The organism is Pantoea sp. MT58 (assembly GCF_014495885.1).
In the GTDB taxonomy this organism is placed as follows: Bacteria; Pseudomonadota; Gammaproteobacteria; order Enterobacterales; family Enterobacteriaceae; genus Pantoea; species Pantoea eucalypti.
Genome location: NZ_CP061083.1, coordinates 1,372,762 through 1,395,901 on the forward strand (window position 1 = coordinate 1,372,762; position 23,140 = coordinate 1,395,901).

The 23,140-nt window shown below is 55.7% G+C and carries 21 protein-coding genes; 10 read left to right on the forward strand and 11 right to left on the reverse strand.

The features are described 5' to 3' along the window. The first annotated feature begins 186 nt into the window (after positions 1–186). Entirely contained in the window at positions 187–507 is a 321-nt protein-coding gene (locus IAI47_RS06595; RefSeq protein ID WP_003854157.1) for a hypothetical protein, read from the forward strand. On the opposite strand, the gene yejF is transcribed toward IAI47_RS06595, so the two are convergent. The 9 genes from yejF to yeiP all read right to left on the reverse strand — a co-directional run bounded on the left by yejF (position 494) and on the right by yeiP (position 11,308). Beyond that, a complete protein-coding gene (yejF, locus tag IAI47_RS06600; RefSeq protein WP_008926120.1) occupies positions 494–2,098 on the reverse strand; it encodes a microcin C ABC transporter ATP-binding protein YejF in 1,605 nt (534 codons plus the stop codon). The two genes, IAI47_RS06595 and yejF, sit on opposite strands and share 14 nt — an antisense overlap. After that, on the reverse strand, positions 2,099–3,121 hold the full coding sequence (locus IAI47_RS06605; RefSeq protein WP_008926119.1) for an ABC transporter permease: 1,023 nt from the start codon (positions 3,119–3,121) through the stop codon (positions 2,099–2,101). Then, positions 3,118–4,212: a microcin C ABC transporter permease YejB gene (locus tag IAI47_RS06610; RefSeq protein WP_003854153.1), complete on the reverse strand. Its 1,095-nt coding sequence runs from the start codon at positions 4,210–4,212 to the stop codon at positions 3,118–3,120. The genes IAI47_RS06605 and IAI47_RS06610 overlap by 4 nt, the downstream gene beginning before the upstream one ends. An 11-nt stretch (positions 4,213–4,223) precedes the next feature. Next, on the reverse strand, positions 4,224–6,032 hold the full coding sequence (locus IAI47_RS06615; protein WP_008926118.1) for an extracellular solute-binding protein: 1,809 nt from the start codon (positions 6,030–6,032) through the stop codon (positions 4,224–4,226). Between the two features lie 44 nt (positions 6,033–6,076). Then, complete coding sequence (locus IAI47_RS06620) at positions 6,077–7,639, reverse strand: cyclic di-GMP phosphodiesterase (protein WP_187961243.1); 1,563 nt, start codon at positions 7,637–7,639, stop codon at positions 6,077–6,079. Between the two features lie 216 nt (positions 7,640–7,855). Then, complete coding sequence (gene mepS / locus IAI47_RS06625; RefSeq protein WP_071591717.1) at positions 7,856–8,431, reverse strand: bifunctional murein DD-endopeptidase/murein LD-carboxypeptidase; 576 nt, start codon at positions 8,429–8,431, stop codon at positions 7,856–7,858. A gap of 512 nt (positions 8,432–8,943) precedes the next feature. After that, positions 8,944–9,651 carry a phosphatase PAP2 family protein gene (locus tag IAI47_RS06630; protein WP_008926115.1) on the reverse strand — a complete coding sequence of 236 codons (708 nt, stop codon included), beginning with the start codon at positions 9,649–9,651 and terminating at the stop codon, positions 8,944–8,946. Positions 9,652–9,693: 42 nt separating this feature from the next. After that, positions 9,694–10,662 (reverse strand): GTP-binding protein, encoded by a 969-nt coding sequence (locus tag IAI47_RS06635; protein ID WP_003854147.1) that lies wholly within the window; start codon positions 10,660–10,662, stop codon positions 9,694–9,696. A gap of 73 nt (positions 10,663–10,735) precedes the next feature. Then, positions 10,736–11,308, reverse strand: a complete 573-nt coding sequence (yeiP, locus tag IAI47_RS06640) for an elongation factor P-like protein YeiP (protein ID WP_003854146.1) — start codon at positions 11,306–11,308, stop codon at positions 10,736–10,738. Positions 11,309–11,471: 163 nt separating this feature from the next. Here yeiP and IAI47_RS06645 point away from each other — a divergent pair, with 163 nt between their 5' ends. From IAI47_RS06645 to fruA, 4 genes are all read left to right on the forward strand, one after another. Beyond that, complete coding sequence (locus IAI47_RS06645; RefSeq protein WP_003854141.1) at positions 11,472–11,726, forward strand: YkgJ family cysteine cluster protein; 255 nt, start codon at positions 11,472–11,474, stop codon at positions 11,724–11,726. A gap of 272 nt (positions 11,727–11,998) precedes the next feature. Further along, on the forward strand, positions 11,999–13,129 hold the full coding sequence (fruB, locus tag IAI47_RS06650) for a fused PTS fructose transporter subunit IIA/HPr protein (RefSeq protein ID WP_008926114.1): 1,131 nt from the start codon (positions 11,999–12,001) through the stop codon (positions 13,127–13,129). Next, entirely contained in the window at positions 13,126–14,064 is a 939-nt protein-coding gene (gene fruK, locus IAI47_RS06655; protein WP_003854138.1) for a 1-phosphofructokinase, read from the forward strand. The genes fruB and fruK overlap by 4 nt, the downstream gene beginning before the upstream one ends. A gap of 16 nt (positions 14,065–14,080) precedes the next feature. Next, positions 14,081–15,793 (forward strand): PTS fructose transporter subunit IIBC, encoded by a 1,713-nt coding sequence (fruA, locus tag IAI47_RS06660; protein WP_008926113.1) that lies wholly within the window; start codon positions 14,081–14,083, stop codon positions 15,791–15,793. A 165-nt stretch (positions 15,794–15,958) separates the two neighbouring features. Here the strand turns inward: fruA and nfo are convergent, their stop codons facing one another. Together nfo and IAI47_RS06670 are read right to left on the reverse strand one after the other, a co-directional pair. Then, positions 15,959–16,804, reverse strand: a complete 846-nt coding sequence (gene nfo / locus IAI47_RS06665; RefSeq protein WP_008926112.1) for a deoxyribonuclease IV — start codon at positions 16,802–16,804, stop codon at positions 15,959–15,961. Positions 16,805–16,855: 51 nt separating this feature from the next. Further along, positions 16,856–17,911 (reverse strand): YeiH family putative sulfate export transporter, encoded by a 1,056-nt coding sequence (locus IAI47_RS06670; protein ID WP_008926111.1) that lies wholly within the window; start codon positions 17,909–17,911, stop codon positions 16,856–16,858. 106 nt (positions 17,912–18,017) lie between these two features. Here IAI47_RS06670 and IAI47_RS06675 point away from each other — a divergent pair, with 106 nt between their 5' ends. The 5 genes from IAI47_RS06675 to IAI47_RS06695 all read left to right on the forward strand — a co-directional run bounded on the left by IAI47_RS06675 (position 18,018) and on the right by IAI47_RS06695 (position 22,999). Further along, complete coding sequence (locus IAI47_RS06675) at positions 18,018–18,392, forward strand: YkvA family protein (protein WP_003854134.1); 375 nt, start codon at positions 18,018–18,020, stop codon at positions 18,390–18,392. Positions 18,393–18,401: 9 nt separating this feature from the next. Beyond that, positions 18,402–19,268 carry a DNA-binding transcriptional regulator YeiE gene (gene yieE, locus IAI47_RS06680; RefSeq protein WP_003854133.1) on the forward strand — a complete coding sequence of 289 codons (867 nt, stop codon included), beginning with the start codon at positions 18,402–18,404 and terminating at the stop codon, positions 19,266–19,268. A 117-nt stretch (positions 19,269–19,385) separates the two neighbouring features. Further along, the gene (locus tag IAI47_RS06685) at positions 19,386–20,852 is read left to right on the forward strand and encodes an amino acid permease (RefSeq protein ID WP_003854132.1); all 1,467 of its coding nucleotides are present in this window, start codon (positions 19,386–19,388) and stop codon (positions 20,850–20,852) included. Positions 20,853–21,134: 282 nt separating this feature from the next. After that, positions 21,135–22,211 carry an iron ABC transporter permease gene (locus tag IAI47_RS06690; protein ID WP_003854131.1) on the forward strand — a complete coding sequence of 359 codons (1,077 nt, stop codon included), beginning with the start codon at positions 21,135–21,137 and terminating at the stop codon, positions 22,209–22,211. Beyond that, complete coding sequence (locus IAI47_RS06695) at positions 22,211–22,999, forward strand: ABC transporter ATP-binding protein (protein WP_003854130.1); 789 nt, start codon at positions 22,211–22,213, stop codon at positions 22,997–22,999. The genes IAI47_RS06690 and IAI47_RS06695 overlap by 1 nt, the downstream gene beginning before the upstream one ends. Positions 23,000–23,140 lie beyond the last annotated feature (141 nt).

Here is a 23,140-nt window from a genome sequence, read left to right on the forward strand (position 1 = left end):
GCGTCTAAAATGATTGTTAACGGTGAGTGAACGCGGTACATATAGGCTGAAGTGCGATGTAAGTCGCAAAAATGCGCTTCTGCAATCCGCACGGATGGGCCTCCCTGTCCGGACTCTGCGGTGAATGACCCGCTGGCTGCGGGCAGGTCGGTGTTGCGACATAAACTCATCCGGGGAAAGTAAACTATGCTGCAACTTTCAATTGTGCATCGTCTGCCACAGCATTTTCGCTGGGCCAGCGATCACCACAGCGCCATTGATTCCGATGATGCAACGCTGGATGAGCAGGATTTCGTGGCGCTGCGATTGATCAGCCATGACGGCATTCCGGCGTGGGAGATTCTGCAGCAGTTAAAAGAGGTTCTGGCGGATATTCAGGTTGATTGCAAAGTTGCTGAGTGCGAAGGGCAGCCCTGCCTGTTCATTCAGCGTCGTGACGAAAGTGCCACTAACTGCTGTTTGAAAAATCAGGGCGTGGCGATAGCAGAAACCTTTATTGGAGGTTAAGCTGCGCCGACTGCAGTAGCTCGCGGGTATAATCTGCCACGGGTGAAGCAAACAGCCTTTCACACTCGCCCTGTTCCACGACCTCTCCCTGGCACAGCACGATAAGCTGGTGGCACAGCGCGCGAACCACATCCAGGTCGTGACTGATAAACAGATAACTGAGCTGCCGCTGCTGCTGCAAACGGCGTAACAGCGTCAGAATTTGCTTTTGCACCGTGCGATCCAGCGATGAAGTCGGTTCATCCAGCACCAGCAACTCCGGCTCCAGAATCAATGCCCGCGCAATAGCAATACGCTGTCGCTGACCGCCAGAAAATTCGGCCGGATAACGATGGCGACTTTCCGCTTCAAGCCCCACTTCCTCCATGACGGCGATAACCCGCTGCGTCTGCTGCACACTGTCGAGTTCAGGCTGATATACCGCCAGACCCTCAGCAATAATCTGCTGCACCGTCATGCGCGGATTGAGTGAGGAGTTAGGGTCCTGAAACACCACCTGAATACGCTGACGCAGCGGCAACAGTTGCTGACGCGACAGTTGATGCAGCGGCTGACCGTCAAACCAGATCTCGCCGCGTGAGGCAATCAGCCGCAGCAGTGCCAGCCCGGTGGTGCTTTTACCCGAGCCGGACTCACCCACCAGGCCCAGACTTTCGCCACGCCGCAGGCTAAAACTCAATCCGGAAAGCACCCGCTTTTCACTGTTCTGGCGACGGAACAGCCCGCGCCGCTGTGTAAAGCTCACCTGAAGCTGCTCGACACGAAGAAGAATGGGCGACGCTGCGGGCAGCGGAACGGCTTTTCCCTCCGGTTCCGCAGCCAGCAACTGCTGGCTGTAAGGATGCTGCGGCTGGTTCATCAGGGTCTGGCAGCGATTCTGCTCCACGATGTGACCGTTGCGCATCACGCTGACATTATCTGCCAGCTGACGCACAATATTCAGGTTATGCGTGATGAACAGCATGCCCATGTTCAGCTCACGTTGCAGTTCGCGCAGCAGCGTCAGGATCTGGGCCTGAACCGTCACATCCAGTGCCGTGGTCGGCTCATCGGCAATCAGCAGCTGCGGCTCGGTCAGCAGCGCCATGGCAATCATCACCCGCTGGCGTTCACCGCCGGAAAGCTGGTGGGGAAAATCATTGAGCCGGGTGGCGGGCTGCCGGATACCGACCCGATCGAGCACGCTGAGAATCTCACCGCGTGCGGCCGGACGACGCATCCCGCGATGCAGTGACAGCACTTCATACAGCTGCTTCTCCACGGTGTGCAACGGATTCAGTGACACCATGGGCTCCTGAAAAATCATCGCGATCTGGTTGCCGCGAATACCCCGCAGACGCTGCTCGCGGGCGCGCAGCAGATCTTCACCGTTAAACAGAATCTCGCCGCTGGGATAAATCACTGAAGCCTCATGCAGCAGTCGCATTACCGACAGCGCGGTGACGCTCTTGCCGGAACCAGACTCACCCACCAGCGCCAGCGTTTCACCTGCGTCAATGCGCAGCGACACGTCATTCACGACCTGTCGAAGCTGCTTGCCCTGACGAAAGGCGACTGAGAGATGATTGATAGCAAGCAATGGCGTCGTCATTCAGGCTCCTTTGCCCGGATCAAAGGCGTCGCGCACCGCTTCGCCGATAAAAATCAGCAGCGAAAGCAGGATCGCCAGCGTGAAAAAGCCTGCCAGACCCAACCAGGGAGCCTGCAGGTTGTTTTTGCCCTGCAGCAGTAACTCGCCCAGCGAGGGCGAACCCAGCGGCAGGCCGAAGCCCAGAAAGTCGAGTGAGGTCAGCGTGGTAATCGATCCGCACAAAATAAACGGCAGAAAGGTCAGTGTGGCTACCATCGCGTTAGGCAGCATATGGCGCAACATAATCCGGCCATCGCTGACGCCCAGCGCCTGCGCGGCACGAATGTAATCAAAATTTCGGGTACGGAGAAACTCTGCCCTGACAACACTTACCAGACTCATCCAGCCAAACGCCACGGTGACCAGCAACAGCCACCAGAAGCCAGGCTGAATCACGCTGGAGAGAAGAATCAGCAGAAACAGCGCGGGCATGCCAGACCAGACTTCAATCATCCGCTGCCCAATCAGGTCAATTCTGCCGCCGAAATAGCCCTGCACCGCGCCGACCACAATCCCGATGACGCTGGAGAGAAGCGTCAGCAGCAGACCGAACAGCAGAGAGATACGTGTGCCATAGAGCAGCCGAGCCAGTACGTCGCCGCCGTTGGCGTCCGTGCCGAGCCAGTTCTGCGCAGAAGGCGGAGAAGGGAAGGGCACCTGAGTAGCAAAATTAATGGTTCCGTCGCTGAAACGAATCGGTGCCCACAGCGCCCAGCCATTCTGCCTGATGCGCTGCCGCAGCCAGGGATCCTGATAATCCGCCGCTGTCGCCAGTACACCGCCATAGTCGGTTTCGCTGTAGTCAAACAGCAGCGGCACCGTCCAGCGCTGCTGGTAATGCACCAGCAACGGCTTGTCATTCGCGATCAGTTCAGCACCCAGCGACAGCAGAAAAATGATCAGAAAGATCCAGAGCGACCAGTAGCCGCGTCGGTTGTGACGAAAGCGCTGCCAGCGCTGCTGATTCAGCGGTGAGAGCGTCATGAGCGGCTCCCGAAGTCGATGCGGGGATCGACCAGCGTATAAGTCAGATCGCTGAGGATATTCATCAGCAGACCGATCAGCGTGAAAATATAGAGCGTGCCAAACATCACCGGGTAGTCGCGTTGCAATGTCGCGTCATAGCCGAGCAGCCCAAGCCCGTTGAGCGAGAACATCACTTCGATGAGTACCGAACTGGTAAAGAACATGCTGATAAACGTGGCCGGGAAGCTGGCGATCACCAGCAGCATCGCATTGCGAAACACATGATGATAGAGAATGCGTCGCTCTGGCACCCCTTTGGCGCGCGCGGTCACCACATAGAGTTTGCGGATCTCGTCCAGAAAGGCGTTTTTGGTCAGCATGGTCAGCGTGGCGAAGCCGCCGATCACTGTCGCCAGCACCGGCAGAGCGATATGCCAGAAGTAGTCCAGCACTTTGCCATACCAGGGCAGTGTATCGTGCTGCGCAGAGGTGAGCCCACGCAGCGGAAACCAGTCGAGATAGCTGCCACCGGCAAACAGCACAATCAGCATGATGCCGAACAGAAAGGCCGGAATGGAGTAGCCGATGATAATAAAGGCGCTGCTCCAGACATCAAAGGCGCTGCCATTGCGCACCGCTTTGCGGATCCCCAGTGGAATCGACACCAGATAAATAATCAGGGTGCTCCAGAGTCCCAGGCTGATCGAGACTGGCAGGCTCTCTTTGATCAGCCCGATCACCGAGGCGCTGCGAAACAGGCTGTCGCCAAAATCCAGACGCAGGTAATTCCACAGCATCTCGCCGTAGCGCTGCCAGAGAGGTTTATCGAAGCCGTAACGCTTTTTAATCTCAGCAATCACTTCAGGATCCAGCCCGCGTGCGCCACGATACTGATTATCGCCAGGATTAATGTGACTGAAGCTGGCGCGTGAACTGGCGCTCTCCGCCCCGCTGCCGGGCAGGCCGGTTGTCTGACCAAACTCAATATTTGCCAGCGCCTGATCGACCGGGCCGCCGGGCGCGATTTGCACGATAAAAAAATTAAGCGTGATGATCGCCCACAAGGTCGGGATAATCAGCAGCAGTCTGCGCAGAAAGTAAGCGGCCAACGGTGATCTCCTTAGCGTTTACTGGCCGGCAGGCGTCCGGCTTTGTTTGTGTCGTACCACCAGTTTTCCAGCCCTGTACTGTAGGCGGGCTTGCGTGCAGGGTGAGAAAACTTATCCCAGTATGCCAGCCGCTGTTCAGCGTTGTACCACATTGGGATCATATAGGCATTCCACAGCAGCACCCGATCCAGCGCCTGTGCCAGAGGGCGAAGTTCAGCAGGATCGTCCTGATGCGCCACAATCTGTTTCACAAAGTGATCCACTATCGGATCTTTAACCCGCGCACTGTTCCACGACGAGTTGATGTAGTCGGAGTGCCAGAGGATCTGCAGGCTGGACGTCGGGATGGGCATCGCTGAATAGGCGGTGGCAATCATATCGTAGTCACCTTCCCGTTTGCGCCGCAGATACAGCGAGCTGTCGATCTGCCGCAGATTCAGCGTAATGCCAAGCCGCGAAAGATTGTGCTGCAGCGGGAGTGCCCAGTCGATGTCAGAACCGCTGCGTAACAGCAACTCTGCGGTGAACGGCTGACCGGTTTTATCATTGACCAGGCGGCGATTTTTAATCTGCCAGCCCGCCTGTTTTAACAGGTCAAATGCGGTTAACAGACTGGCGCGGTCATAGCCGCTGCCATCCGTTTTGTGTGGCTGATAGGGCTGGCTGAACAGCTCTGGCGGCAGTTGTGCGCGCCAGGGTTCAAGCAGCGCCCGTTGCTGTGCATCCGGCACACCACTGGCAGCATACTCCGTGTTCTGGAAATAGCTGCTGGCGCGATGCCAGGCTCCGTAGTAAAGCGCTTTGTTCATCCACTCGAAATCGAACATCAGTGAGAAAGCCTGACGCACGCGTCGATCCTGAAACAGCGGTTTTTCATTGTTAAATGCCAGCCAGCGGGTATCAATAGCAGCGTCATTGGGCGTGGTCTCTTTGACGATGCTGCCATCGTCGAAATGGCGGCCGCGATACTGGGTGGCCCATTTCTTCGCCGAAGTCTCTTCACGCCAGTCGAAAGCGCCAGCCTTAAAGGCCTCAAACGCCACATTGTCATCCAGATAGTAGTCATAGCGCATGCGATCAAAATTAAAACGTCCGCGGTTTACCGGCAGATCGGCGGCCCAGTAATCTTTTACCCGACTGAACTCAATAAACTGGCCCAGCTTCCAGCGGGTAATGCGATAGGGTCCGCTCGACAACGGCGGTGCGCTTAACGGCTCGTTAAAATTTTTATCGTGCCAGAACGACTCGGCGATCACCGGCAGCGTCAGTAATCCAAGCAGCAGATCTTTATCCGGCTTCTGTGCTTCTATACGCACTGTGAGGTCGTTCAGCGCTTTTACGCTAACGCCACGGTAGGCGACGCGGAACTGGGGCACGCCCTCAGTCATGAATTTTTCAAAGGTGAACGCCACGTCGCGGGCGGTGATCGGTGTGCCATCCTGGAAGCGGGCGTGGGGATTCATCTGGATCTCGATCCACGAAAAATCGCTGGCATAGCGCGCCGACTCGGCAATCAGCGGATAATAGCTGCCGGGTTCATCGTCTGAACTGGTGTAAAGCCCGTCATAAAGCGTGCCGGTGTTAATGCCTGGATTGCCGCGTGAGGCATAGCGATTGAAGTTGTCATAGGTACCGATCACCGCCAGGGTGATGCTGCCTCCTTTGGGCGCGCTGGGGTTGGCATAGTCGTAATGGCTGAAACCGGGCGGATATTTTGCTTCACCAGCCTGGGTGAATGCATAGCTTTGCTGGACAGAGGCAGCCAGCAGCGGGGCGCTGAGCAGGCCACACAGCAGTATGAGTCCAAAGCGAAACAGCATGATTCCTCCAGTCAGATGTCCGGGGCGTTTCAGGCCAGGTCATGTCAGGCCTTATGACGACGGAAATAGTCTATCAGCGTTTCTGGCCGTAACGGACGGCTAAAGATATAACCCTGCAAATGCGTTACACCACGATTAATTAACCAGGTGGCCTGCTCACCGGTCTCAACGCCTTCGGCCACACTCTTTAAGTTGAGTTTCTTCGCCAGTTGCAACACGGAATCCAGAACCGGTGAGGTCAGGGTGTCTGTACCGATGCTCTGAACAAAACCGCGATCGATTTTGAGGTAATCAAAGTCATAACGTTCCAGATAGATTAACGCGCTATGCCCGGTACCAAAATCATCAATAGCAATATGAATCTGCTGCTGATGCAGCCAGTCAAACAGTTCTCCGACGTTTTCATCCCGCACCATGGCTCGCTCAGTAATCTCAAACACATAGTTAAAGTGTCCCGCAGGCATGGTATCAAGCCAGTGCAGCACATCCTGACGGAAACCACTGTCAGCCAGATGCAGGGGCGAAATGTTGAGACTCAGGCTGGCATGACGGCGAATGGTATGACACAGCAGATGTGCATCACGGGAAACCAGCTGAAACAGATGCCGCGTCAGCGGAATAATCAGATTCTGTGATTCTGCAAAATGAATAAAGACATCGGGCGGAACCGGGCCTTTCGTCGGGTGAGTCCAGCGTAATAATGCTTCCATACCATAAGGCTGGCCATCATGAGACGTCACCAGCGGCTGATACTCAACGTGAAACTCGCCGCGTTTCATGGCCCGAATCAGCTCTCTGCCGGGACGCTGATACACCGACAACAGTAGCCACCATCCCCCTGCAAACAGCAGCGACAGCAACAGGCCACTTAGCAGGATAGTTTGATAGTCGCTGACTGCCAGAGTGGAGCCGTACACGACAAACTGGAGCGGATATCCTGTCAGCGCCTGCTGGTGCAGGGGCGTCGGCAGGTTTTTATTCTCAATGAGGCCGGGCTGCCAGCTGGTTAAGGCGCTGCGCTGTGCCACGAGTGCCATGCCGGTGATTTCCGGTCGCCGGGACGCCAGCAGCTGATAAGGCGCGAGAGTGATATTGAGCGTCGCGAAAACGCCTGACTGCAGGCTGCCTGGATTTTTGATCCACAAGGCCAGCACCGGTTTATTCGGCTGCAACGGCGTGCCTGGCATCAGTTGCAGGTCGGTATCGCGAGAAATGTCACTGTGCGGCGCAATCACATTAAGTGGCAGACTAAAACTGCCGGTCGCTGACGAGCAAAAGGCTGTACCGTTATCAACCAGCAGAATGGCGCGAAGGTTTCCGGCAAAGGCGGCGCGTGAGGTCAGTTCACGATCTATGTTATGGCAGGCAGTGTGGGTAAACGGAAGCAGGGGAGTGAGAGTGCTGTTAATCAACGTGGAGAGCGTTTGCTGCAATGCCGTGCGACTGTTCTCCAGCAGTTGCTGATGCTGCCGTTCGCGCTTCTGCCAGGTCTGGTGAAAAGAGAGTACGGCGAACAAAAGAAAGAATAAGCCGCCAGCCATCGCGCTACTGCATGCGATACGGCGAGGAGTAGTGTCACGGCGCCGTAGTGCCCCCGACAATGGCATGAGGTGCTCCTGATAAATTATTATTATGTTATTGCGCACGACTGCTTCGGTTTAAGCGACCGAGAATATAACGAGAGAGTCTGAAATGTCTCGTTATTTATCTGAAATACAATGCTTTTATCTGATAAAAATCTGCCTGCCATCTTCAGGCACGAAAAAAAACGCTGCACAGGCAGCGTTTCTTATTCTCTGGCGAGAGAAAATCGAAGGTGATAATCAGGTCGGGTTACGACTTAATACACGACGCCCTTCACGGTAACGCTTTTTCCAGTAGTCATCATTGAGACTGGAGATCATCACGCCACTGCTGGTAGATGCATGAACAAAGTTATCGTTACCCAGGTAAATGCCCACGTGGCGGCCCGTTGAACCGGCACGGAACATCACCAGATCGCCAGGGCGTAATTTACTGCGGGTGATCTCTTTGCCTGTGTCTTGTTGCTCAGAGGTAGAACGAGGTAATTCTAAGCCAAACTGATCGCGGAAGGTGCGTTGTACAAAGGCGGAACAATCGATCCCGCGTTTGGTATCGCCACCGAGGCGATAGCGCACACCTTTCCAGACGGCGTATTGTTCCATGATGCGCGACTTAACATCGACGTTACGCACCATTTCTTCAAACTCATCCTGAGACGCCTGAAGTAAAAAACCATTGTGGTTGTTAACTTCATGATTCTCGTTATTCGCGTTTTGACTGCTATGGGTACTGCTACAAGCTGAGAGGAGTGTGGCTAGCGCCAATGCGGGCACGATCCGCATTATATATCTCAGTATTGGTTGAGACTTGACCATTATTCGGGTTTTCCTTCGATTTCCTTACGACAAAATTGTCGCCAGCCAGATGACAAAACAGGGAGATTAATAAGCGAAACAGGCTAAGACAAATCCTTAATTACTAAAATGTGTTAATGGACACACTTTAACGGTAAAAAATCTGAATTTTCTGCCGCTGTAGTCTCACTGCGACTGAGGTTAACTGATTACAGACGCCGTGGCGAGTGCTTTTAATCAATTTCATATAGGTTTTTTTGATGAGAATCAAACCGTAACACACTGACTATTTTAGAGACAATTGTGGGGAAATAATGGTGAGAACAGGGGATGAAAGGGAGGTCAATTCGGGGCATAGCCTGCTGTTTCAGTGTTTTCTTAATTGACAGCCTGGTGTGAAGACCCGTTAACGCGTAAGCCGGGTCATAACCTTTTCTTTTCGTGAATTTAATTAGCAGCCTAATAGTGAGGAGCTGTTTTTTATAAGCGCGGGCGGTTATGAACCTAGCGGGTAAACCGACCGCGCTTAACATTTACGTCACGGGCTTATATTTACCCGGTAATTTGCGATAAAACCAGTTAACCAATACGTCACTCGCTGGTGTTAATAGCCACCAGCTCAGTCCGACTAAAACGACCGACAGTGAACCGACGGCAATATCGGTAAACCAGTGCGCGCCCGCCATGACGCGCGGCAGTGAAAATATCACCACAATAGCGGCGGCAACGATAAAACGGCTGAAACCAAAATAACGCCAGATAAAGCAGGCGAAGATGATCAGCATCATACCGTGGTCCCCAGGGAAACTGTCTTTTGAGGCATCTTTAGCGGGAATACCGGTTAATTCACTGACGCGATAAACGTGATCAAAGAATCGCGTCGGACTCGAGTGTTTCACGGGCAATAAATGGCCCAGCTGATTAAGCACCACGGCGGTTAACAACATGGTGATACCAATGGCCAGCATCCGACGCCTGGCCTCTGGCGTTTCCTGCCGCCAGATCGACAGATAAAGCAGACCCATCGCCAGCAGGGATACCGCATCAAAACCACGAAAATTGGTGATAGCGACGATCAGCGCGAAGAGCGGATGAGTGCCCATCTGATTATTGAAGCCAAAGAAAACAGATTTATCGATGCCAAACCAGAAACCGTGTTCAGGCGGCAAATACCAGGAAAGAAACAGCACTATGCCCAGTGCATTGAGCAGCAGGATAGTAATAAGGCGGGTTACGCGCATAATTAAAACTCATTAAAAAAATAACCGCCGACAATACCTGTCTTAGCGTAAACGGCACTTCAACAATGCCGATTGTAGCTGATTCCAGTCGACCTGCTGAGAATGGATGATCTCAATACGGCTATCGGGCGGCAGTGAGGTGAATGTCTCACTTTGCAACTCTTTTGCCTGGCAGTTAATACGCATTGTGCCTTCTGGCGTGCGCATTACCCCTTTAATGCGATCGACCGCTGCCAGCCGGACCCACTCCAGCAGCGCATCGCGGCTAAACAGCGTGTCAGCATCAAACAGCCAGCCGCAGGCGCTATAGCCCTGGCCGTGGTTCAGCGCCCGACGCCATCGCGCCTCGCCATCCAGTCGTAATGCCGCCAGACCGCTGGTCGGGGGCGACGAATGATGATGATGCGGCGCAGGGAGGTCGCGCGGCAGATAAGGGGCATCAAGCAGGGAAAGGGGGATTTGACCGAATTCGGTCTGTATCAGAGGACGAGCAGGCTGCATCTGCTGCTGCCAGTCAGCCAGGCGCTGACGGTCCTCTTCGCTCCAGCAGTCGCGCTTATTAGCAATAATAATGTCGGCGGCAGCGAGTTGATCGCGAAAGTTTTCATTGGCAACAATACGCGGCTCAGCCAGTTGACGAGCATCCAGCAGCGTCAGAGTGGCGTTCAGTTGCAGCCACGCCTGATACACCGGCGCACTTAACATCTGCAACACCTGACGCGGATGGCCCAGACCCGTTGGCTCAATCAGCAGTCGGTCGGGCTTGCTCTTCAGCAGCATATTCAGCCCAACCTGCATCGGCAGACCGTTAACGCAGCACAGGCAGCCGCCGGGAATCTCCTTCAGCGTGGCACCGCGATCGGCCAGCAGGGCACCGTCGATCCCAATCTCGCCAAATTCATTGACCAGCACCGCCCACTTTTCTCCTGCGGGCCGCGCTGCCAGCAGATGGCAGAGCAGCGTGGTTTTGCCGCTGCCCAAAAAACCGGTAATCAGATTAACGCGTGTCATGGGACGCCTCCGCCAGAAAATAACGCAATAGTGTAATACTATAACACTATCGCGATCAGCAGCAGGCTGGCGGTTAGTCAGCGCGGCCCATGTAACGGCGTTCAGCGATATGGATGCGGATGCGGTCACCGTTGCTCAAATATTCCGGAACCTGAATAGATAGGCCTGTGCTCATTCCGGCTGGTTTGGTTCGGGCGCTGGCGGAAGCTCCTTTAATGCCTGGTGAAGTATCCACGATCTCCATATCCACAGTTTGTGGCAGTTCCAGCGCCAGTACCTGACCTTCCATCGTCAGCACGTGAATGCCAGGGATGCCGCCTTCAGGGATAAACAGCAGCTCTTCTTCGATCTGCTCCTGCTTAAAGGAGTAAGGGGTGTAATCCTCGTCATCCATGAAAATATATTCGTCACCATCTATATAAGAGAAGGTGACGCTGCGACGGCTGAGCGAAATCGCATCAATAATCTCGTCGCCTTTGAACCGCTCTTCAACTTTTAAACCGGTGCGGACATCGGTAAAGCGCATTTTATACAGGGTGGCAGCACCGCGTGCGCTGGGGCTCTGCACATCAATGTCTTTAACCAGCAGCAGTTTACCGTTGTGCGTGACGGCCATCCCTTTTTTGATTTCATTGGCTTTTGGCATTGCTGTTCTCGCTATCTTGAGAGTGAAGTGCGCGCAACGTTACGCGTGCCGGTGAAAACTGGCAATATGGTGGAGGCGAAATTTTGTGTCAGGCCGCGGCTTTCATGGCAATTTCTGCCCCGGACTGCTATTGTCGCCGCGACTTTCTCTGCCGGAGCACAGCATGCAATGCCGTAGCCAGTGCGGTGCCTGTTGTACAGCGCCCTCGATCTCTTCACCCATTCCTGGCATGCCTGACGGCAAGCCCGCGAACACGCCCTGCGTTCAGCTCGATGACTTACTGCGCTGCAAACTGTTTGGTTCGCCATTGCGTCCTGCCGTCTGCGCAGGCCTGCAGCCTGCATACAGCATGTGTGGCAACTCACGCCAGGAGGCGATGACATACTTACTTCAGCTCGAAGCCGATACTGCCCCCTGAAGCGCTGACGCTGCTGACATTTTCGGTCCACAGATCTCTGCATTACAGCAACCGCGTCAGCCTGTTCACTTTTTATTCCCCATAATCCCCCTGAAATGTGCGTAACGTCAAAAATCTGTTACGCCGTTTGCGCATTCTCTTGCCTCCGGAAAATTGCTGTACCACAATCCCTGAAACGTTTCAGCGGTGACTACGCCACCTGTTTTCAACAGCATGGCGTAAAAAAATCCCCACTGGCTGAAACGATTCAATCTCAGCAAGCGAGGAGAATTATGTTCCAGCTCGAATTGCAGGCCATCCATACCGGAGCCAGCGCCCAGAATAAAGAAGAGGCCATTCGTCAGGTTGCTGCCGCGTTAACCGCTGCGGGTAATGTGACGGAAGGCTACGTCAATGGCATGCTGGCCCGCGAACAGCAAACCTCAACGTTCCTCGGCAACGGCATCGCAATTCCCCATGGCACCACCGATACCCGCGACATGGTCCTGAAAACCGGTGTTCAGGTGTTTCAGTTCCCGCAGGGCATTGCCTGGGGTGACGATCAGACTGCTTATGTCGCCATCGGGATTGCCGCTAAGTCGGATGAGCATCTGGCGCTACTGCGTCAGCTGACCCATGTTCTGAGCGATGACACCATTGCTGAACAGCTCAAAACCGCCTCTGCTGAAGATCTTCGTGCGTTGCTGATGGGCGAAAAACAGGCCGCCGAGTTCAGCTTCGACACCTCATTAATTACGCTCAACGTCGCTGCCAGCGATCTGATGACTCTGCAGGCAATGAATGCTGGCCGGCTGCAGTCCGCGGGTGTGGTGGATGCGAGCTACGTCGCAGACGTGGTCTCGACGGCTCCGCTGAATCTGGGTCAGGGCATCTGGCTCAGCGACAGCAGCCTCGGCAACCTGCGCAGCGGTGTTGCCATCAGCCGCGCTGAACATGCATTCGACCATCAGGGCGAATCCGCGGCGATGTTAATCAGCGTTTCAGCGACCGATGAACGTCCACTGGAAGTGCTGGGTTACCTCAGCGCATTACTGCAGCAGAACAAAGCAGATCGCCTGCTTAAAGCGGATGCAGCAGGCGTTTACGCACTGCTGACCAGCGAAGTTGATGAGCAGGCTGAGGTGCTGACCGCAGAATTCACTATTCGCAACGAGCATGGTCTCCATGCCCGTCCAGGCACCGCGCTGGTTAGCGTAATCAAGCAGTTCAACTGCGACATCACTGTGACCAATCTCGACGGCAGCGGTAAACCTGCTAACGGCCGTAGCCTGATGAAAGTGGTTGCGCTGGGCGTGAAGAAAGGCCATCGCCTGCGCTTCACCGCCAGCGGTGACGATGCACAGCAGGCGCTGACCGCCATTGAAGAGGCGATCAACAGCGGTCTGGGCGAGGGGGCAGCATGAGCAGACGCGTCGCCACCATCACGCTGAATCCGGCGTATGACCTGGTGGGATATACCCCTGAAATTGAACGCGGCGAAGTCAACCTGGTGAAAACCACCGGGCTGCACGCGGCGGGCAAGGGCATCAACGTTGCTAAAGTCCTGAAAGACCTGGGTATCGATGTCACCGTGGGTGGATTTCTGGGTAAAGAGAATCAGGACGGCTTCCAGCAGCTGTTCAGCGAGCTGGGCATTGCCAACCGTTTCCAGGTGGTGCCGGGCCGTACCCGTATTAACGTTAAACTCACTGAACAGACCGGCGACGTTACCGATCTCAACTTCTCCGGTTTCCAGGTCACGGGTCAGGACTGGGATCGTTTTACGGCTGATTCTCTGACCTGGCTGGGCCAGTTCGACATGGTCTGCGTCAGCGGCAGCCTGCCAGAAGGCGTTGATCACGATGCCTTTACCCGCTGGATGACCGAACTGCGTACTCACTGCCCCTGCATCATTTTTGACAGCAGCCGCGAGGCGCTGGTTGCAGGACTGAAAGCCGCACCATGGCTGGTGAAACCTAACCGCCGTGAGCTGGAGATCTGGGCCGGTCGCAAACTGCCTGGTCTGCAGGATGTGATTGGCGCTGCGCACGAACTGCGCGAGCAGGGCATCGCCCATGTGGTGATTTCATTGGGCGCGGAAGGCGCACTGTGGGTCAACGCGTCAGGCGAATGGATTGCTAAACCGCCGGTGTGTGAAGTCGTCAGCACCGTGGGTGCCGGTGATTCGATGGTGGGCGGCCTGATTTATGGCCTGCTGATGCGTGAATCCAGCGAACACACGCTGCGTCTTGCGACTGCCGTGGCGGCGATGGCCGTCAGCCAGAGCAACGTTGGCGTTTCCGATCGTACGCAGTTGGCCGCAATGATGGCGCGTGTCGACTTACAACCCGTTAACTGACAGCAGGAGAGCGATAATGAAAACGCTGCTGATTAAAGACCCTACACTGGGACTGGCTTCCGCATATATGGCGCAACAACGTCTGGCTGCCGCCGCAGCTGCTGCGGGCCTGACCCTGACTGAGAACCCTGCCGACGCTGAACTGGCGATTGTGCTGGGTAAAAACGTGCCGGATGATGCGGCGCTGAACGGCAAAGCGGTCTGGCTGGGTGATATCCAGCTGGCGGTCCGCGAGCCGGAAACCTTCCTTAACCGCGCCAAAGCTGAAGCTAAAACCTGGCAGGCTCCTGCGGCTGTGGCAACACCTGCAGGTGCATCAGTTGCAGCACCGGCTCAGGCTGGCGCGCAGAAACGCGTTGTGGCCGTTACCGCCTGTCCGACCGGCGTGGCACACACCTTTATGGCTGCCGAAGCTATTCAGGCTGAAGCGACCCGTCGCGGCTGGTGGGTGAAAGTTGAAACTCGCGGTTCAGTGGGTGCGGGTAACGCCATCACCCCGGAAGAAGTTGCTGCCGCCGATCTGGTGATCGTCGCAGCTGATATCGAAGTGGATCTGGCGAAATTTGCCGGGAAGCCGATGTACCGCACCTCAACCGGTCTGGCGCTGAAGAAAACCGCGCAGGAACTGGATAAAGCGGTTGCAGAAGCGAAGCCATATAAAGAGGTGGCTGGCGGACAGAGCAATAGCAGTGAAGAAGAGAAAAAAGGCGGGGCAGGGGCTTATCGTCACCTGCTGACCGGTGTTTCTTACATGCTGCCGATGGTGGTCGCGGGTGGTCTGAGCATCGCCCTGTCGTTTGCTTTTGGTATCACAGCGTTTAAAGAACAGGGCACTCTGGCCGCTGCGCTGATGCAAATCGGTGGGGGCAGCGCTTTTGCTCTGATGGTACCAGTGCTGGCGGGCTTTATCGCCTTCTCCATCGCTGACCGTCCGGGTCTGACGCCAGGTCTGATTGGCGGTATGATCGCCACCAGCATCAATGCAGGCTTCTTAGGCGGTATTATCGCGGGCTTTATTGCCGGTTATGCAGCGAAGCTGATCAGCGGCAAAGTCAAACTGCCGCAGAGTATGGAAGCGCTGAAACCGATATTGATTATCCCGCTGTTCGCGAGTCTGATCACCGGCCTGCTGATGATCTACGTGGTGGGCAAACCGGTTGCGGGCATCATGAGTGGCCTGACACACTGGCTGGCTAACATGGGCACGGCGAATGCGGTCCTGCTGGGCGCAATCCTGGGCGGCATGATGTGTACCGATATGGGCGGTCCGGTGAACAAAGTGGCTTACGCATTTGGCGTCGGCTTACTGAGTTCGCAGACGTATGCACCGATGGCCGCCATCATGGCAGCCGGTATGGTGCCACCTCTGGCGATGGGTCTGGCTACGCTGGTTGCCCGTCGTAAATTCAACAAAGGTCAGCAGGAAGGTGGTAAAGCGGCACTGGTTCTGGGTCTCTGCTTTATCTCTGAAGGTGCGATTCCATTCGCAGCCCGTGACCCGATGCGTGTTCTGCCTTGCTGTATCGTGGGCGGCGCAATCACCGGCGCGATCTCCATGGCGATTGGCGCGAAACTGATGGCACCGCACGGTGGACTGTTTGTACTGCTGATCCCTGGCGCCATTACCCCGGTTGTCGGTTATCTGATGTCGATTGTCATCGGTACTGCGGTTGCGGGTCTGGGCTATGCGATACTGAAACGTCCGGAAGAGCAGCTGGCGAAAGCCTGATGTGCAGAAATGCATAATCTGCTGAAGTGATAATAACAGGGAGCCGATGGCTCCCTGTTTGCTTTTACGTCTTTCCGATCTGACCTTGTTCCCTGTGCAGGCTCAGTCTTACAGCAACCAGGCCTGACTTTGTCAAAAATCTCGGAGCCAGCTGGCTCCCTTTTTCTATCCCTGCTGTTCGGCTTTCAGCCAGGCAATCTCATCTTTCCAGATGTCGGGATTAATAGTCTCAAGAATTAACGGAATACCATCAAACCGCGGATCTTTCATCAGCCAGCTAAACGCCGTTTTGCCGATATTCCCTTCACCCAGGCTGTGATGGCGGTCAACGCGACTGTCGAAGGCGCTTTTGGCATCGTTAAGGTGCATACCGCGCAGATAATCAAAGCCGACAATGCGCTCAAACTCAGCAAAGGTTGCCTCGCAGTCCGCTTCGGTACGCAGGTCATACCCGCCAGCAAACGCATGACAGGTATCAATGCAGACGCCGACGCGCGACTTATCTTCGACATGTTCAATAATGGTGGCGAGGTGCTCGAAGCGGAATCCGAGGTTACTGCCCTGACCGGCGGTATTCTCAATGACGGCGGTCACATTCTGGCTCTGGTCGAGGGCGATGTTGATCGACTCCGCAATCCGCTTCAGGCAGGCCTCTTCTTCAATCTGATGCAGATGGCTGCCGGGATGGAAGTTCAGCAGCGTCAGGCCGAGCTGGTCACAACGTTTTAATTCATCAATAAAGGCCGCGCGGGATTTCTCCAGCGCCTCTTCAACCGGATGACCGAGGTTAATCAGAAAACTGTCGTGCGGCAGAATTTGCTGCGGACTGAATTTGTACGTCTCGCAGGCGGCGCGAAAAGCATCAATCACCTCAGTGGAGAGCGGGGCGGCCTTCCACTGACGCTGATTTTTAGTAAAGAGGGCAAAGGCGGTGGCTTCTATTTCATGGGCGCGAATCACTGCCTGATCCACACCACCTGCCGCACTCACGTGTGCGCCGATATATTTCATGCCTTTCTCCTGGGGCTATGCACGGATGAAACGGCATGATACCCGATGCTGTTAGCCCATGAAATGTTGCACCAGCAGATTGATGGTGCCGCCACCCGCGATTAACCAGCCAAATACCAGTGCGCCCAGCAGCAGCGGTTTAACGCCCGCCTCACGTAATGCGCTAAAACGGGTGGTTAATCCCAGAGCCGCCATCGCCATCGCCAGCAGCAGACCCGCCAGCTCGTTCAGCGTGGCCACTACCGTGGCAGGCAGCAGCTGCAGCGAGTTAAACAGCGCGACTGCGATAAACAGCAGGGCGAACCAGGGAAACGTCACCGGCTGACGCGCGTTGCGCGCTTTGCGTTTGCCGCGTAGCACTGCACTCAGGCAGAGCAGGAACGGGGCCAGCATCATCACCCGCAGCATTTTGGCAATCACCGCGCTGTTCTCGGCATCGGGACTGATGCTGTGTCCGGCAGCCACGACCTGTGCCACTTCATGGATGGTCGAACCGGTAAATACCCCAAACTGCGATGCACTCAGGCCTGGAAAAAGATGGTGCGCCAGCGGCCACAGCATTGGATAGATAAAGATTGCCAGCGTGCCGAACAGCACCACGGTTGCAATAGCCACCGCCACTTTCGAGGAGGCGGCTTTTACCACTGGCTCGGTCGCCAGTACGGCCGCTGCCCCACAGATGCTGCTGCCCGCGCCAATCAGCCAGACGGTATCGCGATCCAGTTTCAGCAGCCGGATGCCCAGCAGGCAGGTAATAAAGAAGGTGCTGCTCAGCGTCAGCGCATCAATCAGGATGCCGCTAAAACCAACGTCGGCAATCTGTTGTAAGGTGATGCGAAATCCAAACAGGATGATCCCCAGCCGCAGCAGCTTCTGCTTAGCCAGTATCACGCCGCTGTCGCAGCGCGACGCCAGAGGCGTATAGACGCTATTGCCGACCAGGATGCCCAGCATGATTGCCAGGGTCAGTGAACCCAGCCCCGCTGCTGCCACCACCGGTTGCTGTGCGAGCCAGCTGGCAGCCGCGGCAATCGCGGCAGTCAGCAGCAGACCGGGGAACCAGAGCGTAACAGGATGATGGGGTTTAGCGATGCTCAGTTCGGTCATGGTGGTCACTCCTCATGGTTGAGTCATGATCATGACGGCGACTGGCTTAAAAGTGAAATTGATAATATATTTATAATTGACCAGAATAAACGATAAGGCCGCAATCATGATAGTTTCGCGTCTGCGCCGCTGGGCGACGCTGATCAAAAGAGATGCCCGGGTGCTGTGGTTTGCCTTTCGCGATCCGCGCACGCCCTGGTGGAACAAAGTGGCGATGCTGGGGCTGGTCGCGTATGGCGTCAGCCCGATCGATCTCATCCCGGATGTGATCCCGTTTGTTGGTCTGCTGGATGACGCGGTGATTATCCCGACGGGCGTCATGGTGCTGATGCGGTTGCTGCCGAAAGACGTGCGTATCAGCAGCATCGCGAAAGCGCAGTCTCAGCGTGCGCGCGGTAAAAAAATGGCAGGCTGGCTGGGCATCGCCGGGCTGCTCTGGCTGGCATTAATGATTTATCTTGTCAGGCATTCATTGAGTTAAGAGGCAACAATGCACATTACGCTGCGGCAAATCGAAGTGTTCACCGAAGTGCTCAAAAGCGGTTCAACGACGCAGGCTTCGCAGTTGCTGGCGCTGTCGCAGTCCGCAGTCAGCGCGGCGCTGGCCGATCTGGAGAGTCAACTTGGGGTGCAGCTGTTTGATCGGGTCGGCAAACGGCTGGTGCTAAATGAGCACGGGCGGCTGCTCTATCCGCGTGCGGTAGGACTGCTGGAGCAGGCAGGTGAAATTGAGCAATTGTTCAAAGAGGATAACGGCGCAATTCGCATCTTCGCCAGCAGCACCATCGGTAACTATCTGCTGCCGGGCATGATGGCCGCTTATCGCCGTGATTTTCCGGGGTTGCCGCTGGAGCTGAGCGTCGGAAACAGTCAGGATGTGATTCAGGCGGTTTCCGATTTTCGCGTAGACGTCGGGTTGATTGAAGGGCCGTGTCACATGACCGAGCTGGTCAGTGAACCCTGGCTGGAAGATGAACTGGTGGTGTTTGCCGCACCTGACGCCGCGATTCTGCAACAGCCGGTGACGCTGAAAACGCTGGCCGAAGCGCCCTGGATCCTGCGCGAGCGCGGCTCGGGCACCCGTGAAATCGTCGACTATCTGCTGTTGTCACACCTGCCAAGTTTTCAGCTGGGCATGGAGCTGGGCAACTCCGAAGCGATCAAGCATGCAGTGCGGCATGGCATGGGGATCAGCTGTCTTTCACGCCGGGTGATTGCCGATCTGCTGGAGGCGGGCACGCTGACAGAACTGACGATTCCGTTGCCGCGTCTGACCCGAACGCTCTACCGCATTCATCACCGGCAGAAGCATATTTCAAAAGCTCTGACGCGCTTTTTGTCCTATTGCCGTGAGTGACCGCTAATAATTCGGGCGCGATCATGAACATAACTTATAACAGCATGGCATCAGCTATACAGAGGCGGTCTGGCTGCTACAATCGCGCCTCATTTTTACCCAGCGTAGCGTTAACACATGCATAATGACCCAAATACAACACAACAACCTGCATTACGACGTGCGTTAAAAGCCCGTCATCTGACGATGATCGCCATCGGCGGCTCAATCGGTACTGGCCTGTTTGTCGCCTCTGGCGCAACCATCGCACAGGCTGGCCCCGGTGGAGCACTTCTCTCCTATATGCTCATCGGCCTGATGGTCTACTTCCTGATGACCAGTCTCGGTGAGCTGGCCGCCTTTATGCCCGTATCGGGTTCTTTCGCCACCTACGGCGCGAAATATGTTGAAGAGGGCTTTGGCTTCGCCCTCGGCTGGAACTACTGGTACAACTGGGCGGTGACCATCGCGGTTGACCTGGTGGCGTCCCAGCTGGTGATGACCTACTGGTTCCCTGACACGCCAGGCTGGATCTGGAGCGCGCTGTTCCTGGGTCTGATATTCCTGCTTAACTACATCTCGGTGAAAGGCTTTGGCGAGGCGGAATACTGGTTCTCGCTGATTAAAGTGGCCACCGTGATTATCTTTATCATTGTTGGCGTGCTGATGATTACCGGCATTATGCGCGGTGCGGAGCATGCGGGCTGGCATAACTGGCAGGTTGGCGATGCGCCGTTTGCGGGTGGCTTTGCGGCAATGATTGGCGTGGCGATGATTGTGGGATTCTCCTTCCAGGGCACCGAGCTGATCGGTATCGCGGCGGGCGAATCTGAAGATCCGGCGAAAAATATCCCGCGCGCGGTGCGGCAGATTTTCTGGCGTATCCTGCTGTTCTATGTGTTCGCCATCCTGATTATCAGTCTGATCCTGCCGTACACCGATCCGCAGTTGCTGCATAACGACATTGACGATATCAGCGTCAGCCCGTTCACCCTGGTGTTCCAGAACGCCGGTCTGCTCTCTGCGGCAGCGGTGATGAATGCGGTGATCCTGACGGCGGTGCTGTCAGCCGGTAACTCCGGTATGTACGCCTCAACGCGTATGCTTTACAACCTGGCGAGTGAAGGCAAAGCGCCGCGCATTTTCGCGAAACTCTCTAAAGGCGGCGTTCCGCGCAATGCCTTATGGGCGACGACCGTCGTGGCCGGGCTGTGCTTCCTGACCTCTAAGTTTGGCAATCAGGAAGTCTATCTGTGGCTGCTAAATACCTCAGGCATGACCGGTTTTATCGCCTGGCTGGGTATTGCCATCAGTCACTATCGCTTCCGCCGCGGCTATGTTGCCCAGGGTCATGATCTTAACGATCTGCCTTACCGTTCCGGCTTCTTCCCGCTGGGGCCGATCTTCGCCTTTGTGCTTTGCCTGATCATTACGCTGGGTCAGAACTATCAGGCATTCCTTAACGACAGCATTGACTGGTACAGCGTAGCGGCCACCTACATTGGCCTTCCGCTGTTCCTGATTATCTGGTTCGGCTACAGGCTGACGCGCGGCAGCCGTTTCGTGAAGTACAGCGAGATGGAGTTCCCGGTTCATAAAGATTAGAACTGTGCGCTGGCGCTGTTAAGTCAGGTACCTGACACAGCGCCTTGAGGCAGCTCCCGGCCTTAAAGCGATAGGCGCATACGTCTTTGCGAAAGACGTATGCGCCCTGAGCATCTTCCCCATCTTTAACGTCAAGGCGCTATATCTGCCATTATCGTTCCCCTAACAACACCATTTTTTACTGCTTTTTCTCGCCTCGCTTATGCGAACGAATTGATAATTATTATCACCTGCACTATTGTGACTGCGTTTTCTGACGTGATAGCCACACAGGGTTCAAAAATGACTACCGAAACTTCGCTGCTGGCGGGGGAAGAGACGCTTCACCACACCATGCAAAACTATCATCAGGTGCTGCGCCGCCGCCTGATCTGGATTGGCGTATTACTGGTGGCGATTGTTGCCTCGTTAATCCTCGACTTTACGCTCGGTCCGGCCGGGCTCTCACTGGACACGCTGTGGAATACGCTGCTCAGCCCCGACAGTGTCGATGCCGGTACCCGTGTTATCGTCTGGGATATTCGTCTGCCTTATGCACTGATGGCGCTGGTGGTCGGGCTGTCGCTGGGCCTGGCCGGCGCAGAAATGCAGACTATCCTGAATAACCCGCTGGCCAGCCCGTTTACGCTCGGTGTCTCATCGGCGGCGGCATTTGGTGCCGCGCTGGCGATCATTCTCGGCGTCGGTATTCCTGGCATTCCTGATCAGTGGTTAATCTCAGCCAACGCCTTTGTCTTTGCACTGTTTGCCGCGCTGATGCTGGATGCCGTGACCCGCTGGACGCAGGTCTCCTCTGCGGGCGTCGTTTTGTTCGGTATCGCACTGGTCTTTACCTTTAACGCACTGGTCTCGATGATGCAGTTCATTGCCAGCGAAGATACGCTGCAGGGTCTGGTGTTCTGGACCATGGGCAGCCTGGCGCGCGCCTCATGGGAGAAGCTGGGCGTGCTGACCGTGGCGCTGGCCATCCTGGTGCCGTTCTCAATGATGAGCAGCTGGAAGCTGACGGCGCTGCGTCTGGGTGAAGATCGCGCCGTGAGCTTTGGTATCGACGTGCGCCGGCTGCGCCTGACCACCTTGCTGCGCATCAGTATCCTTTCGGCGCTGGCGGTGGCGTTTGTGGGCCCCATCGGCTTCATCGGCCTGGTCGCACCCCACATTGCCCGCATGATGTTTGGTGAAGATCACCGTTTCTATCTGCCTGCCAGTGCGCTGGTTGGCGCGCTGGTGCTCTCCCTGGCGTCAGTCGCGTCGAAAAACCTGCTGCCGGGTGTCATTATTCCCGTGGGTATTGTGACGTCACTGATTGGTGTGCCGTTCTTCCTGAGTATTATTCTGCGTCATCGGGGGACGGTATAATGGAAACGGGTCTGACATTACGCGGCTTCAGTGCCGGTTATCCCAAACATAAAGTGATTGAAAACCTCAACGTGGCTCCGTTGCCACGCGGTGAGATTACCGTTCTGCTGGGACCGAATGGTTGCGGTAAATCGACGCTGTTGCGTGCACTGGCTGGTCTGAATAAAGGTCAGGGCGAGATGTGGCTTAACGGTGAAGATCTCATGACTCAGCCGTTTGCCCGCCGTGCGAAAAACGTAGTCTATCTGCCACAGTCGCTGCCTGCGGGCGTGCATCTGCATGTGCTGGAATCGATTATCGTGGCACAGCGTGCCTCCGGTGGCCTGCACAGTGCCAGCAGTGAAGCGGAAATCATGCATCTGCTGGAACAACTGGGCATTGCCCATCTGGCGATGCGCTACCTTGATCAGCTTTCGGGCGGACAGAAGCAGCTGGTCGGGCTGGCGCAATCTTTAATCCGTCGCCCTAAACTGCTGCTGCTGGATGAACCGCTGAGCGCGCTGGATCTCAATTACCAGTTCCACGTCATGGACCTGGTGCGCCGCGAAACGGCCCAGCGCAACATCGTGACGGTGGTGGTGGTGCATGACATCAACATCGCGCTGCGTCATGCGCAACATGCCCTGATGCTTAAGCAGGGCGCGCTGGTCGCAGAAGGGCAGCCGGATAAAGTGATTACGCCGGCTACGCTGGCAAAAGTGTATGGCGTCAACGGGCGTATCGAACACTGCTCACGCGGCATTCCGCAGGTGATGATCGATGGGCTGACCGGTCCGGCCTTAGTCTGAGCGTCAGGTTAAGGTTGCGGCGGCTGAAGTATCCGCCTCTTTCGGAAAGGAGAGTGCAGGGCTGGCAGGGCGCTGACGTTGCAACCATGTTCCCGCCTCTACAGCATGCAAAAAAAGAGGGCCGCAATAGCGGCCCTGATT

Bases quoted from the DNA above. Each gene is read 5' to 3' on its own strand.
- IAI47_RS06595 (WP_003854157.1), top strand. From the start codon at position 187: ATGCTGCAACTTTCAATTGTGCATCGTCTGCCACAGCATTTTCGCTGG.
- yejF (WP_008926120.1), bottom strand. From the start codon at position 2,098: ATGACGACGCCATTGCTTGCTATCAATCATCTCTCAGTCGCCTTTCGT.
- IAI47_RS06605 (WP_008926119.1), bottom strand. From the start codon at position 3,121: ATGACGCTCTCACCGCTGAATCAGCAGCGCTGGCAGCGCTTTCGTCAC.
- IAI47_RS06615 (WP_008926118.1), bottom strand. From the start codon at position 6,032: ATGCTGTTTCGCTTTGGACTCATACTGCTGTGTGGCCTGCTCAGCGCC.
- IAI47_RS06620 (WP_187961243.1), bottom strand. From the start codon at position 7,639: ATGCCATTGTCGGGGGCACTACGGCGCCGTGACACTACTCCTCGCCGT.
- mepS (WP_071591717.1), bottom strand. From the start codon at position 8,431: ATGGTCAAGTCTCAACCAATACTGAGATATATAATGCGGATCGTGCCC.
- IAI47_RS06630 (WP_008926115.1), bottom strand. From the start codon at position 9,651: ATGCGCGTAACCCGCCTTATTACTATCCTGCTGCTCAATGCACTGGGC.
- IAI47_RS06635 (WP_003854147.1), bottom strand. From the start codon at position 10,662: ATGACACGCGTTAATCTGATTACCGGTTTTTTGGGCAGCGGCAAAACC.
- yeiP (WP_003854146.1), bottom strand. From the start codon at position 11,308: ATGCCAAAAGCCAATGAAATCAAAAAAGGGATGGCCGTCACGCACAAC.
- IAI47_RS06645 (WP_003854141.1), top strand. From the start codon at position 11,472: ATGCAATGCCGTAGCCAGTGCGGTGCCTGTTGTACAGCGCCCTCGATC.
- fruB (WP_008926114.1), top strand. From the start codon at position 11,999: ATGTTCCAGCTCGAATTGCAGGCCATCCATACCGGAGCCAGCGCCCAG.
- fruK (WP_003854138.1), top strand. From the start codon at position 13,126: ATGAGCAGACGCGTCGCCACCATCACGCTGAATCCGGCGTATGACCTG.
- fruA (WP_008926113.1), top strand. From the start codon at position 14,081: ATGAAAACGCTGCTGATTAAAGACCCTACACTGGGACTGGCTTCCGCA.
- nfo (WP_008926112.1), bottom strand. From the start codon at position 16,804: ATGAAATATATCGGCGCACACGTGAGTGCGGCAGGTGGTGTGGATCAG.
- IAI47_RS06670 (WP_008926111.1), bottom strand. From the start codon at position 17,911: ATGACCGAACTGAGCATCGCTAAACCCCATCATCCTGTTACGCTCTGG.
- IAI47_RS06675 (WP_003854134.1), top strand. From the start codon at position 18,018: ATGATAGTTTCGCGTCTGCGCCGCTGGGCGACGCTGATCAAAAGAGAT.
- yieE (WP_003854133.1), top strand. From the start codon at position 18,402: ATGCACATTACGCTGCGGCAAATCGAAGTGTTCACCGAAGTGCTCAAA.
- IAI47_RS06685 (WP_003854132.1), top strand. From the start codon at position 19,386: ATGCATAATGACCCAAATACAACACAACAACCTGCATTACGACGTGCG.
- IAI47_RS06690 (WP_003854131.1), top strand. From the start codon at position 21,135: ATGACTACCGAAACTTCGCTGCTGGCGGGGGAAGAGACGCTTCACCAC.
- IAI47_RS06695 (WP_003854130.1), top strand. From the start codon at position 22,211: ATGGAAACGGGTCTGACATTACGCGGCTTCAGTGCCGGTTATCCCAAA.